This window comes from Collinsella sp. AM43-1 (genome assembly GCF_003467925.1).
In the GTDB taxonomy this organism is placed as follows: Bacteria; Actinomycetota; Coriobacteriia; order Coriobacteriales; family Coriobacteriaceae; genus Collinsella.
This window is the reverse complement of the sequence record NZ_QSFR01000007.1, coordinates 40880-54626: the sequence shown is the minus strand read 5'-3', so window position 1 is coordinate 54626 and position 13747 is coordinate 40880. Positions and strand designations below refer to the sequence as shown.

Here is a 13747-nt window from a genome sequence, read left to right as displayed (position 1 = left end):
CTACGCACCTCCATGCGGCGGCACCAGCACGCCATCCTTGACTGTACAGCCCCATGCCTCTGCAACTGCATCGTCGGGCGTGGATTGAATTGCTTGGGTCGAAATGTCAACGACCAGGTTCTTCCCATCTGCCTTCTGCTCAGTCACGCTCTTGATGAGCACATCGGTTTTGCCCATCGGAGCAACGGGAGACGTCCAGTAGTAGTACCCGTCGGACGCGACAACCCAAGACGAGGCGGTGTTGGAAGCAGATGCCTTGGACACACTGCCCCAGTCAATGACGTAGTCGGTGCCGGCAACTGGCTCATCCCACAGGCGTGCGCCATCCTGGTCCTGCCAGTAGATATCCACTGCAGCACGAATATAGGCGGGCGCAGTACCCGTGTTCTTCGCCTTGACATCGCTTTTCACTTTGCCGTTGAGCGTTTCCTGAACCGATGGCGTCACCGATCCGATGCCGAACTGGTTGACCAGCACGCCCGTAACCGAAAGCCAGGCCAACGTGCCTGCCGTACCGGCCAGGAGGATAACCCCCACCAGCAAGGCGATGATGCGCTTGCGCTTGGACATGCTAATCCTCCTTCTTTGCTACGTTGCCGTTGCTCCAAACGTTATGGGCACGATCGCTGCCGTCGATCCATTTGTCGTTCACACGCGTGTTCGTGCAGGTGAACGTGGCATCGTTCGCGCTCGATGCAGACGAAATCGTCAGCTCGGCAGTTTTACCGGGCGCCTTGCCCGGCGTGCTCAGCTCACCCTGGTAGCGCCATGCCCAAGCCGTATCTTCCTCGACGGTATAGATGCCAGCCGGAGCGGCGAACTGCACGCTGCCGACATAGCAAGTTTCACCGTTTTCGTCGCGCTGCTCGCTAACTTTCACCTCGACCATGCGCGTCTCGGCAGGAGAATCCTGCGACATCTTTCGCGTTACCTTAAAGCGGAACGTTTGCCCCATAGCGCTGGCATCGGTCGTCTTTTTAACGATCGTCAGCGCATGAGTCTGGGCAAAGTTGAACACGGCTTTGCCGGGGCCCTGATCGCCCTCGCCCGTCTTCTTGGACTCCAGACGGTTGGCCAGGTCGAACGAGCCGTCACCCGAACCAAGGCTGTAGAGCGAGACAAACTTGCCGTTTACGGGCTCTTCCGCCACAGAAACACCCTCTGTACCAGGCCCGTAGCTTGCCCGCATTACCGTAACGGTCAGCCGCGTTCCCATAAACGGCTTGGCAAAGCAGACCTTAAACGGCGCCTTGTCGGCACTGTCATCGACGGTGTTGGCGGCGGCGGGATCGAGCAGCCACTTAAGCTGGGCGGTCATGGTTTCGGACTTCGCGGGATCAGACGTATCTTTGGCAACCACGCGATATGTAACGGGATACAGGTCCATGTCGCCCTTAATTGGCTCGTCCTTAAACACATCCCAAGGCTTCGTATCACCATCGGCGCCCACATATCGCCACTCCAAGAAGAGCTCACGCATATCGCCATTGGCGGCCGCCTGCTCATCGAGCAGCGCAACGATCTTGGAGTGGGCATCCGGGTCATATGCCACGGATTTTTGCTCCATCACGGGGTTGCCGTCCTTGTCATAGACGGGGTTGCCGCTCTCGCCCATTTTAGGGACATCGACCGTGTGGATAAAACCGGACTTGCCGTCTTGTGCGCGCTCATCGCCCGAGTCGACGGTCGCCGTAAAGATGACCGACCCGTCGATACCGTGATAGCGCACCTTATACGGCGCAATCTTGTACACCGCAGTGTAGGTCACGTTCTTAAAGGGCTCATTACCCTCGAGGGGATACTTCTCCTCATCGGTCATCAGGGTGTAGTTGCCATCGGATGTATAGTCACGCGACCAGCCGACAAAGTCGTACTTGGTGCCGTCAATGCCCGAAACCTCCTTGACAGCCTTGACCTCAAGAGAAATCTGGTCGCCGGAATCAGTACGGCCGAGACCGCGGACAAGAGCAGGATTCGCGAGATTTAAGTCGATGTTCGATTGAACGGTAACCAGGCTGGGACGGTAGACCGGGTACAGCTCCATGGGGGCCTTGACCACGGTAGAGGCACTCACCATACGGATGCCCTCCGACCAAGCGACATAGCCCTTGCCAGGTGCCGGCTGGGCTTCCGTCCAGCCCACGAAGACGTTGAACTTACCTGTATCCCCATCGATAGTGCGGACGTCATAAGTGGGCTTCGGGATGCCGCCATCAAGGTTGCCGAGCGTATCGCCTTTCTGGGCAACTTTGCCGTCCACATCTTTGGCATTGAGATGGTACACGACCGCCAACGGCGAATAGTACGCCACGAATGTATAGGCTCCGCCAGGTTCCACCGGATAAGAGCAAGTACCATGCTCCACATCGTAGGGAAGCGTCTTGATCTCGCCATTCGGAAGCTCGATCTCAACCTTCTGCAACTCATACAGCTTACCGCCTGCTTTATAAACCGGCATCGTGACGTCAGGGGTCACCGTTGCCGTGGCGGGGCCAGCGCCCGCATTGATAACGGGAACGATGTCGTACTTGGGCACGTTGACTTCAGAAGTGCCGTCAAAACCGGCGCGGTGCAGATTGGTAGTGTAGTTGACGTTGTACTTTGCGTACACCGGATAGGCATCCTGCCACTGGGTGACCTTAAAATCTGGTTTCACCAGATACGGTTCGGCCTTATCCGGGTCAGAAGTGGTGAAGGAATCACCCTTGACATCGTAGATATAGTCCCAGACGGCAGAATCCTTCTTGACCTCGGCGGTCGAAATCCAGCCCAGGAACTTATAGCCCGGCACGGCCATGTCGGCATCGGTCGGAGAGGCTTCGAGGGTCAGGGGGCTCTCATACGATCCCTTCTCACCATCTTCTGGCTTTTCGGCCACTTTAACCGACTTATTAACATGCGGGTAGTAATACGTGAACGTCGGATCCGCCCCGTTCACCTTGGTCTGCAGCAAGTTACTCTCATAGCGCCGCGTGGCAGTCCTCACGACATTATCGCCCTTGTTGTAGAAATTAACGTCCGTGGTAATCATCGCGCGAACGTAGTACTTCTTATCTGTACGCACCATGCTCTCGATGGGATTTTTCACATATGTCCAATATTCACCATCGCGCTCAAGCGTCCAGAAATTCAGGCGATAGCGATCATTCACCGGTTTGACCGTTACGTTCAGCGAAGCCGAAGTCCAAGTATCGCTTAGCGTTGCAGCGCCTGGAAAATCGGTATCGGCATAGAGGTTTTTTAGAGTATCGGCTCCCGTATCGTTTTTAACGTTGTGCGAGTACGCGTTAAGGGGACTCACGACAAGGGTTTCCTTCGTGAAGCGCGTGCCACACGTTTCATAACTATCCTTTATACCGTGGTCAACATGCTCCGGGCCCCAGTGGACGACGTTTTCACGCACGAAGGTACTACCGACGTTTTCCTCAAAGGGCGTTTGATAGCGATTCCAAACGGAACAAAGTAGCTTGCTGTCCGTAAACTCATGGTTGGTATAAGCCCGAACGTAATAATCCACTCGGTACTCAAAGCGGGCGATGTAGGTATGCGGCGCGGTTAAATCGACATCGGTGGGGAGCGTATAGCTGGGATCGCGGCTTACGCGCACCTCGAGCGGGGCATCCTCGGTTCCCTTGTTTTCATACCAACCCAGGAAACGATAGCCGTCGGGCAGCTGGCCCTCCTCGGATATAGCTTTACCGGATACGTCGAGCACCCGTACGGTATACGCGCTTGTGCCATCCTCGGCAGTCTCAACCTTAACGTCAGTTTTGCCCACACCGTCGCGCCGAGTCTGATCGTCGGTTGCATCCTGCTCATTGCCCTCAAACACCGTCATGATGTTCGACACATAGTCGGTGTACACCGGATAAAAATCGGTAGGACCAAGCACAGTGATCTCGGTGCCGGCAGGATAGAACGCACCGGCGTTTTTTAGCTCGGCAAGCTTAGGCGAGGTGATGGCCGCGTAACCGCCATGCATCCCGGCCTCGCCACTCGGCTGCGTCGTCCAACCGATAAAGGTGGCGCTGGCGGAAAGAGTGCCGCGGTCCGCAGGGGCAGCCGGCGTTAAACCGACGCCATAGCGGTACCAGTCCGTCGACTTGTCGTGCTCCTCGCCGCTCTGCCACGCGAGCGTCTCGCCCTTGACGTTATAGAACAGTACCTGCGCCTCGTACGAAGCAATAAACAGGTCGTTGCCCTTAAAGGCCTCGGCCCCCTTCGCGTTATCGGCGGTATAGGTCGACGTTATCTCGTGCGCTTCGTTCTTCTGGACCTGCTTGCCAGCCTTAACGGCATCGGCATCGGTCTTGCCGTTAAACCAGGCGTTATCGGCATCGATACGGTTCACATTGACTCCGGACTCGCGGAACCAGCCCATGAAGCGATAACCGCCGTTGGCATCGGTCAAGCCCTTGGGCTTTGCGGAGGTATCCTGCCTAAACGTCACCGATGTATCGCCCTGGGCCAAGCCCTGGGCCGTTCCCGCCAGCACGGCGCTCACGGCAAAGGCGTACGGATCCGAGGCCGCTTGATCAATACCGAGTTTGGTTGCCGTAATTGTCGCGGTACCCGCACCGGGAAAATCGATCGTCGCCTTAACGCTCTGGCCATGCACAGGAATATTCAGTTTGTAATCCATCGCCCACTCATTGGGGTGCGGGCCATCCAGGGTCCCGTCGTTAGCAGTCGAGCGCATGGTGCCGGCACAGAAGTCGTAGTCGTGCTCTTCCCACAGCTCGCGCGTGGTGTAGCGCTCGTCATCCCATGGACCATAGCCATCACCCTTGGTGGTGCCATCGCCGCCAAACGAGGGGATTTTCTTTTTAGCAGGGTTGCCCTGGCTGTTGCCAGAAAGGCTCACGCTCGGCTTAAAGTAGCATTCGGTAACCGTGGCGTCACCCTTGTTGGCGCGCGCAGCAATACCGCCCAGGTTCACATCGTTTTGAATGATGGGGATCACGGCGATGGGATTGTACTGACGCGAGCTCAAGTCACCCGCAAAATGGCTGCGAACGAGCTCGTTGCCCTCGGCCGTCAGAATACGACCCGCCAGGCCACCCGTCCATGCGCGCGTCACGGAGACAACGCCCACGTACGACGCGGCATAGCTGTAGCACTGCGCCGTCGAGAAGCAGTCGATAATCTTGGCGTTACCCGCCATGCAGCCCACAAAACCCGAGGCATACACGTTGTTGCCGCCCAGAGCGCCAACAGCCACGTCGTACTTATTGGTGACGTCGGTCATGCCATTCGCGGCAATCGAGCCGTCCTTCTTGCGCGTAGGTGTAACGCGGCAGTACTCAATCGTCGAATTTGTAACATAGCCGGCAAACGCCGCCATATACAGACCCTCACCGCCGAGCGCCTGCACGCCCGAGGTCGTATTGTTGACGGCACGGCCGCCACGGACCTCGCAGTTGTAGAGGGTGCAGCCGTCGAGCTCGCCGGCGATGAGACCGCCCTCAAAGCCTGCGTTGGTAATGAGGTTGAGAGCATTGTTGGCGCAGGTCACGTGCAGCGTGCTCTCCATGACCATAACGTTTTCGAAGCGCGTTTTGACGGCCTTGCCCACGATAATGCCACCGCGGAAGTCCGCCCACACGTTGGCGTCCTTGACCAGGAAGTTTTTGATGGTGGCACCGTTGGTCTCGGCAAAAAATCCCGTATCGCGCTCGGGGTCAAAAGCGTCTTTATCGTAGCTCAGGCCCTCAACGGTGTGGTTTTGACCATCGAACACGCCCTTAAACGGATGCTCCTTGTTGCCAAACGACAGATGCTTAACGGTGTGCGAGACAATGGTCTTCATGTCGTCATCATTAAGCACGATATCGTTATCGAGATAAACGCGCCAGCCGGACGTATCGCGCTCACGCGAAAGCGCCACGTACACCAAAAAGTCGTTCGCGTTTTTGATGTGGTATTCGTTTGTGTTCTCGGGCACGTCCTCGGCATGCACCACCGTTGGCAGCGCCATAACGCAGCAAAGGGCAATCGCCGCGACGGCAACTAGCCTGCTAAGCACGCCCCGGTTCATGTTCTTGATCTTCATAGGCTAGTTCGCCTCCGGCCAGCCCGCGACGTCAAGCACGTCGAGGACGGTATCGCTTGCCTGCTGGTTTTTGGCCTGCACGGCCTGAACATCGATATCGAGCCTGAATGAGCCGCCGCGCGCGGCATCGTGGTAGTCGCCCACAAAGCGCAGCGAGTCCATGAGGCTTTCCGTCATGGCACCGGGGTCGAGCGTGCCGCCACGCCCGGCCAATCCGCGGTAGTAGTACCACCCATCGCCGCCATCGATCCACGGGGACCCCTCGCCCGCGTTCACATGAAACGCAACGCTGCCCGAAGCATCCGCGCTCGAACCGTCGGGCGCCACCGACGTCATGCGCAGACGCGCGCGAACGTACTCAGGCTGCGCGCCGACGTTCTCCACGCGCACAATGCGGCTGATGTCAGAACCCCCGGCCTTGGTGTCGGGATAGTCACCGTGCTCGTTGGGATCAAACGGAATCTCCTCGCCCTGCACGTTGAGGGTGTATTCGCAGACTCGTACCTTCACGCTGCCAAACGATAGGACGTTGTTCGCCGGAACCATATCAACGGTAAAAGCCAGCGTGCCGCACAGGCACGCCAGGGCCAACAGCGCCATCGCGGCAAGCGCCAAGGTGCGTTTCTGATTGTCGGAAGGATTGTTGAGCATTACGTTCGCCAGTCGTCGATAGGGGGGACCGAGATCCCGGCCCGAATATAGGGGTGGGGGCGGGCCGAGATCTCAGTGGGGGGTGGGGTTACTGCTGCAACTTGGCAGCCCAGGCCTTGGCAGCAGTCAAAGCAGACGCAGACGAACCCTCAGTAGTGTTATCTGCTGCGTAAATAAAGCAGTTGACCTTCATCGTGGCAGGATTGGCGAAATCCTTTTGCTCAGTCTCCTTGGGCGTAGTCACCTGGTCGAACAGCTGACCGGTCCACTTGTCCCCGGTCTTGCTGGCAATAAGAGGAGTGGCCTCGGTCTCATTGCCAACATAAACGAAAAGGCCACCGAGATAATGAGTCGGTTCGTCCTCAACAGCGGTCGCCTCAACGGCCTTCCAACCCTTGTTAATGGTGAAGTAAGTCGTCTTGGAATCAGCAGTCCCAGCAGACGCTGTCTCGTTCTTCACGAAAACGTACACATAAGCGTTTTCGGACCCCTTGCCAATACCGACATTAGGATTCTTAGGAACAGACACGCCAGGGGCGAGCTTGGAGTCCGCAACCCAGTTAGTCTCGGTCAGATTGCCGTTGACCTTAGTCTTGTCATCCGGAATCGGCTGATCCGGATTATCAGGATTAGTGGTGGGGTGGTTGATGCCCGCAGTAGTGAAGTTGTTGGTCAGGCTCGACTGCGCCGTCAGCCATGCATAGGTACCCACGCCGGCAGCCAGCACCAACAGCAACAGGGCGGCAATGATGCCGTAGCGCTTTTTCTTCTTGTTTTCCATCGTTCTCTTCCTTTCGAGAATCGTTTCCCCGGCAACGGCCCCTACCGCCGCCGACGCTTTTCCCTGCCGCTATGAACGCCGCTCCCTCGCATGCACGCGGGTATGCTTGCCCGCAGGCTCGTCGGGAACCATCCGATCGAGCACTATCGACGCCGTGATCAGCAGCGCCAGAACGGCCACCACGACAAGCAAACCGGGCATCGTCGTGCAATATGCGTTAACGAAGCCCAGGTAAGGGACACAAAAAGAAACAGTGCCGATAACACTCGAAAAAGGCGTGTGCTCGGCATCGTGCATGATGCTTCCGTCTGCATTTTTGTTCGCAATTCCCTGCGTGCCGATCATCTGCGCCACAGGGTCGATCTCGTACACCTGGTGCGTCACCACGGCGCCGTCCGATCGGTAAAAGGTTGCATTGTCGCCCACGGCAATATCCGTTGGCTCAACCTGGCGGACAAACACCATGGAGCCAACGGGAAGCTCGGGTTCCATAGAGCCCGAAAGCACAGCAAAGGGCGTGTATCCAAATGCGCGAGGCACAAAAGAAACAACGGCAAGGGCTATGACAAGCGCGAACGCCAAGCTACTCAAAAGCGTAATAAATCGTTTGAGTCTACGCGCCGTCAAAGTGATAATTCATCCCCCTTGAGGACCTATTCGACCCATCCAAAGGTCAGCAAGTTTCAACAGGAACCGCAAGGCGCTTGAAAAGTGAGTCCGAAATAAGCCAATTTGGAATCTTTTCGTAATAAAAACATAGCGATGTGCTACATATTTTTCAATGTTTTATCGCTAAATGCTACTTATTTTGGCGTAAGTGGTCATTTATCCCCAAATTAGTCTGTTTTATCCAATACTTACGACTAACCCCCTACGCAACTTCCCCATAGAAGGTTCGTTTTTTGCGAAACTAAAATAATGGTACCCCCCCCCCACATTAAAACAAACTACTGGAAGTGTCATTTATTTCCGACCCCCCTTTGCCGGAGTTTTATGACAGCCCCATGTAGTTCGCAGCCCATAATCCTCTGAGAACCGTGTCCCAGAATTCACGTCCGGAGTGGGATACGGCTTCCGCTTGTGCCCCCGTTGGGAAACCACATCCCACTCCGATCACAAATTCCGGGTCGCACTTTCCGCCAAGGCCCTCAACCGGAAACGGCATCCCATTTCTCGGCCGAAAACTGGGATGCGGTTTCCACAGAGCCCCTCAACGGGAAACCGCATCCCATTCCAAAGGCAAATTCCGGGACGCAGCTTCCGCAACCCCACCCATCCGGAAATCCCATCCCACTCCGCACACATCCGGGCATAGAACAATCAGCTTATTAGGCCTTCCATCAATAAAGGGGCGCCCTCGTGTCATGAAAAAAGCCCCGAGAATCTCGAGGCTTTCACGTTTGTACGATTGAACGCGCGGCACCGCAAGCGGCGAAGTTATTCGCCCAAAACGGCCTTTTTTGCGGCTGCAGCCATGTTATCCATATCTTCCTTGGTGGGATGGTCCTTCGCGGCAACCCAGTTGTCGAGCAGCATCTTAAATCGGGCGTTTTCGGGATCTTGCTCGAGCATTGCCTCGTAGCGCTGCTTAACCGCGGGACCCATCTTGCCCTGGCACATCGCCCAGCCTACAAGCTCGGCATCATTGGCCAAATTGGAGGTCACGCGATCGATAATCTGCTGATAATAGCTCTGGTCGGCACCGAAGCCGCAGGTGCCAAACAAAAAAACGCGCTTGCCATGCAGGGCGGAAAGCAACGCCGCGACCGAAGGCGTGCACGCGCCCTTGTCGCACCAAAAACCGACGAGCACCGTGTCGGCCGCGCAGGCGCCCTGCGCCTCGAGCGCAACCTGATCTGCGTCCGCATCGTCGCTCAACGCCGCGGCGTGGACAAACTCAACGCCCGCAGCCTGCAGGGCGCGCTTGATCGCCCCCGAAACCATCCTGGTATTACCGCTCTTGCTGTTGACCACCAAAGAGCACGTCATAGTCACGTTGCCTCGTTTCCCCCGAAACTCGAGCCATTAATGCAATTTATTAGATGAATATCTTAGTACTAACGTGACAGATGTAAACCACCGTCTGTCGATTGATTCATTTGCCCCACGGGCTTGCTCACTGGGCGAACTGGCTGCGGTAGAGCTCGGCATAGAAGCCGTCTGCCGCCAGCAGCTCATCGTGCGTGCCCCGCTCGATAATCTGGCCGTCGCGCATGACCAGAATGCAGTCGGCGTTGCGAATCGTCGAAAGGCGATGCGCCACAACAAAGCTGGTACGACCGGCCATGAGCTCGTCAAATGCCGCCTGCACCTGCAGTTCGGTGCGGGTATCGATGCTCGACGTCGCCTCGTCCAGCAGCAAGATAGCCGGGTCGGTGAGCATGACGCGCGCGATGCACAGCAGCTGCTTTTGACCCTGGCTAAACGTTCCGCCGTCCTCGCCGATCACCGTATCGTAGCCGCCTGGCAGCTGCACGATAAACTTGTGCGCATGCGCGCGCTTGGCGGCCTCGATGATCTGCTCGCGCGTGGCATCCGGGCAACCGTACGCGATGTTGTCCGCCACCGTGCCCTCGAACAGCCAGGTATCCTGCAGCACCATGCCAAAAGCACGGCGCAGGCTCGAGCGTGTGTAGTCGCGCGACGAGCGACCGTCCACCAAGATGCACCCGGCATCGATATCGTAAAACCGCAGCAGCAAATTGATGAGCGTTGTCTTGCCGCAGCCCGTGGGGCCAACGAGGGCAAAGCGCATGCCGGACTTGGCCTCGATGCAGATATCCTGCAGCAGCTTGCGGTCGGGCACATAGCTAAAGTCCACATGCTCAAACGAAACCTCGCCCTTCGGGATGGTGAGCTCAATGGCATCCACAGCGTCGGGCTCCTGCTCGCGCGCATCGAGCAGCGCAAACATGCGGCGCGCCGAGGCGTACGCGGTCTGGATCTGCGTAATGACGTTGGTGACCTCGTTGAACGGCTTGGTGTACTGGTTGGCGTAGGACAGGAAGATCTGCACGCCGCCCACCGTGAGCGCCGCAGGCACGCCCGTGATCACGCCCACGCAGCCGATCACAGCGACCACGGCATAGATGATGTTGTTGATAAAGCGCGTGCCGGGGTTGGAGAGCGAGCCCATAAACTGCGCGCGCTCGCCCGCGGTGTAAAGCTCGGCATTGAGGGCATCGAAGCGCTGCTGGGCGTTGGGACCATAGGCAAAGGCGTCGACAAGCTTCTGCTCGCCTACGTACTCCTCGATATGACCACCGAGCTGCCCTTGAATCCGCTGCTGCGCCGTAAAGCTTTTGTTGGAAAGCTTGGCGATGGCGCCGGCTGCAAAAATGGAAAGCGGCGTGACGAGTACCACCACGAGCGTCATGGTCAGGTTAATGGAGAGCATAAACGCGAGCGTGCCCACGATGGTGATGACGCCGGTGAAGAGCTGCGTGAAGCCCTGCAGCAGACCGTCGCCCACCTGATCGACGTCGTTGACCACGCGACTCATAAGGTCGCCGTGGGCATGGCTGTCGATAAAGCTGAGCGGCATGCGGCTGAGCTTGTCGCTCGCCTCCACGCGCATGTCGCGCACCGTTTCGTAGGACAGGCGGTTGACGCAATAGCCCTGCAGCCACTGGAAGGCCGCGGCACCTACGACGACAATCGCGAGTTTGGTGACGAGCGGCAGCAGCGCGTCAAAGTCCACCTGCCCGGCGGCAACGATGAGGTCGATGCCCTCGCCGATGAGGATGGGCGTGTAGAGCTGCAGGATAACGGAGATGGCGGCACTCACAAACGAAGCCGCAAACGAGACGCGGTGCGGGCGAACATAGCCCAGCAGGCGGCGGGTCACCGCACCCACGGGATAGCGCTCGGGATCACCGGGTTGGCGCGGACCGTCGCCCAGGTCGTTAAGGTTATCGTTGCCGGACACGTTAGCGGTCATCGTGGCGACCGAACCGGAGGAAGTATACGGATTCATCTAGCAGCCCTCCTTTGTGCAGATAGGCGCAGGGGCAGTCGGGGCGGGTGTGGGCGCCATACTCCCCTGCTGACCCTCGAGCTCCTCACGGCGAAGCTGCGACTGACAGATTTCGCGGTAGAGCTGGCAGCTTGCGTACAGCTCGTCATGCGTGCCCAGGCCCGCGACCGAGCCGTGATCGAGCACGCAGATCATGTCGGCGTCGCGCACGGTCGAGACGCGCTGGCTCACAATCAACGTGGTCAGCGGCAGCCCACCCTCGGCGGCACCGCGCATGCTTCGTTCGCGAATGGCATGGCGAAGCGCCGCATCGGTCTTAAAGTCGAGCGCCGAGGCGGAGTCATCCATAATCAGGATCTGCGGCGAGCCCACCAGAGCGCGCGCAATGGTCAGGCGCTGGCGTTGGCCACCGCTGAAGTTCTTACCGCCCGCCTCGACCGGAGCATCTAAGCCCTGCTGCTTGTTACGCACGAACTCGCTGGCCTGCGCCATATCGAGCGCCGCCCAGAGCTCCTCGTCGGTCGCCGCCTCGTCACGCCAGGTCAGGTTGCTGCGGATCGTGCCGCTCACCAGCGACGCGCGTTGCGGGACGGTCGCGACCACATGGCGCAGCTGATCGAGCGGCCAGGCACGCACGTCGGCGCCCATCACGCTCACACTGCCGGTGCCCGCATCGTACAGGCGCGAGATAAGCGAGACGAGTGTGGACTTGCCGCTGCCCGTGCCGCCGATAACGCCGAGCGTCTTGCCCAGTGGGAGTTCCAGGGTCACATCGTTGACGGCATTTGCCGCGCCCGCGCCAAAGGAGAAGCTCGCATGGTCAAAGCTCAGCGCGGGAACTGGGGCGGCATTGCCCGGCTTGGGCAGCGCGACCGGCTGGTTGCCCTCGTCGGTGATGCTCGGCACGCAATTGAGCACCTCGTTGATACGCGACGCACTGGCGCTCGCCTTGGTAAAGACCACAACCAGGTTGGCGACGTACACGATGGAGGTCAGGGTCTGCGTCATGTAGTTCACAAACGCCATGACCTGACCCTGCGTGAGCTCACCCACGTTGACCTGGATGCCACCCACCCACAGGATGGCGCACACGCCCAGGTTCATCACCAAAAACGTGACGGGATTAAGGATTGACGAGAGCTTGCCCACCGCGATGGCGGTATTGGCCTGGTCATCGGCGGCTTGGGCAAAACGCTCGCGCTCGTGGTCCTCACGCACAAAGGCGCGAACAACGCGGGCGCCCGAAAGCCCCTCGCGGCAGATAAGCGCGATGCGGTCGAGCTTTGCCTGCAGCTGCTTGTAGTAGGGAATGCAGCGCGCCATGACAAACCAAAACACCAGGCCGATGGCGGGCGTGCAAATCAAAAAGATCATGCCGAGCTTAAGGTCGATGGCAAGGGCCGCGCACATAGAGCCCACCGCCAAGAAGGGCCAGCGGATGAGCATGCGCACGCCCAGCGCCACGGCAAGCTGCACCTGGTTGACATCGTTGGTGATACGCGTGATGAGCGACGGCGTGCCAAAGCGATCGAGTTCGGCATAGCTCAGCTTGTTGATGTGCTGGTAGAGTGCGCCGCGAATGTCAGTACCCATGCCCTGCGAGGTGAGCGCCGCCATCTTTTGGCAGACGAGCGTAAACGAGATGCCGATCACGGCCATGGCGGCAAGCACCATGCCGTAGTGGACGACGGCGTCCACGTCGTGCGAGCCAATGCCCTTATCGATCATCTGGGCAATCACCAGCGGCGTCAGCAGGTCAAAGATCACTTCGATCAACTTGCACGCAGGGCCGATCACCATATATCGGCGAAACTTACCACCAAAACGCCTGAGCAACTCAATCATAAAAAGGCGCTCCCTATCATCATCTCTCTTCAATCTGATTCATGATAGTACGGCGAACCCTGAAGATGCGTAAGCAACTCGTTACAGAAGAGTCTTGAGCGGTGGTAAAAAAACGTCACAGTTTTGGCGCAGCCAGCGAGCGACATAACACCAGGGATTCAATTATCAGATAAATGTGACCCTTCAGGCAGTTTTGGTCGGCTACCCGCGAGTGCCGGCAGGGCGCTTGGTAGTCGAGCGATCCCGCAGGCGAAGCCGAGGACCAGCGAGACACCACTCCATCACGCCCGGACCACGTGGCCGCCTATGTTTTGGCAAAGTCAGCGAGCGCCACCCAGAGCGAACAAGTTGGCATGAAAAAGGCACGGCATAGACCTTCTGGTCATGCCGTGCCTTTTGAATGACAAATTGTCGCTCTGGGTGGCGCGCAGCGTCGAGCATT

Annotated in this window: 8 protein-coding genes; all 8 read right to left on the bottom strand. The window is 58.2% G+C overall.

Annotation, left to right across the window (positions count from 1 at the left end):
• The 8 genes from DW925_RS04570 to DW925_RS04535 all read right to left on the bottom strand — a co-directional run bounded on the left by DW925_RS04570 (nt 1) and on the right by DW925_RS04535 (nt 13305).
• Nucleotides 1-570: a hypothetical protein gene (locus DW925_RS04570; protein WP_117582958.1), complete on the bottom strand. Its 570-nt coding sequence runs from the start codon at nt 568-570 to the stop codon at nt 1-3.
• A 1-nt stretch (nt 571) separates the two neighbouring features.
• Nucleotides 572-6052 carry a hypothetical protein gene (locus DW925_RS04565; RefSeq protein ID WP_117790482.1) on the bottom strand — a complete coding sequence of 1827 codons (5481 nt, stop codon included), beginning with the start codon at nt 6050-6052 and terminating at the stop codon, nt 572-574.
• 3 nt (nt 6053-6055) lie between these two features.
• Nucleotides 6056-6703, bottom strand: a complete 648-nt coding sequence (locus DW925_RS04560; RefSeq protein ID WP_117790481.1) for a hypothetical protein — start codon at nt 6701-6703, stop codon at nt 6056-6058.
• 88 nt (nt 6704-6791) lie between these two features.
• Nucleotides 6792-7484 carry a hypothetical protein gene (locus DW925_RS04555; RefSeq protein WP_117790480.1) on the bottom strand — a complete coding sequence of 231 codons (693 nt, stop codon included), beginning with the start codon at nt 7482-7484 and terminating at the stop codon, nt 6792-6794.
• Between the two features lie 69 nt (nt 7485-7553).
• On the bottom strand, nt 7554-8066 hold the full coding sequence (locus DW925_RS04550) for a signal peptidase I (RefSeq protein WP_158565741.1): 513 nt from the start codon (nt 8064-8066) through the stop codon (nt 7554-7556).
• A gap of 855 nt (nt 8067-8921) precedes the next feature.
• Nucleotides 8922-9473 (bottom strand): flavodoxin family protein BilS, encoded by a 552-nt coding sequence (bilS, locus tag DW925_RS04545; protein WP_117790478.1) that lies wholly within the window; start codon nt 9471-9473, stop codon nt 8922-8924.
• Between the two features lie 127 nt (nt 9474-9600).
• On the bottom strand, nt 9601-11460 hold the full coding sequence (locus tag DW925_RS04540) for an ABC transporter ATP-binding protein (protein WP_117790477.1): 1860 nt from the start codon (nt 11458-11460) through the stop codon (nt 9601-9603).
• Nucleotides 11461-13305: an ABC transporter ATP-binding protein gene (locus DW925_RS04535; RefSeq protein ID WP_117790476.1), complete on the bottom strand. Its 1845-nt coding sequence runs from the start codon at nt 13303-13305 to the stop codon at nt 11461-11463.
• Nucleotides 13306-13747 lie beyond the last annotated feature (442 nt).

Bases quoted from the DNA above. Each gene is read 5' to 3' on its own strand.
- bilS (WP_117790478.1), bottom strand. From the start codon at position 9,473: ATGACGTGCTCTTTGGTGGTCAACAGCAAGAGCGGTAATACCAGGATG.
- DW925_RS04565 (WP_117790482.1), bottom strand. From the start codon at position 6,052: ATGAAGATCAAGAACATGAACCGGGGCGTGCTTAGCAGGCTAGTTGCC.
- DW925_RS04560 (WP_117790481.1), bottom strand. From the start codon at position 6,703: ATGCTCAACAATCCTTCCGACAATCAGAAACGCACCTTGGCGCTTGCC.
- DW925_RS04540 (WP_117790477.1), bottom strand. From the start codon at position 11,460: ATGAATCCGTATACTTCCTCCGGTTCGGTCGCCACGATGACCGCTAAC.
- DW925_RS04570 (WP_117582958.1), bottom strand. From the start codon at position 570: ATGTCCAAGCGCAAGCGCATCATCGCCTTGCTGGTGGGGGTTATCCTC.
- DW925_RS04555 (WP_117790480.1), bottom strand. From the start codon at position 7,484: ATGGAAAACAAGAAGAAAAAGCGCTACGGCATCATTGCCGCCCTGTTG.
- DW925_RS04535 (WP_117790476.1), bottom strand. From the start codon at position 13,305: ATGATTGAGTTGCTCAGGCGTTTTGGTGGTAAGTTTCGCCGATATATG.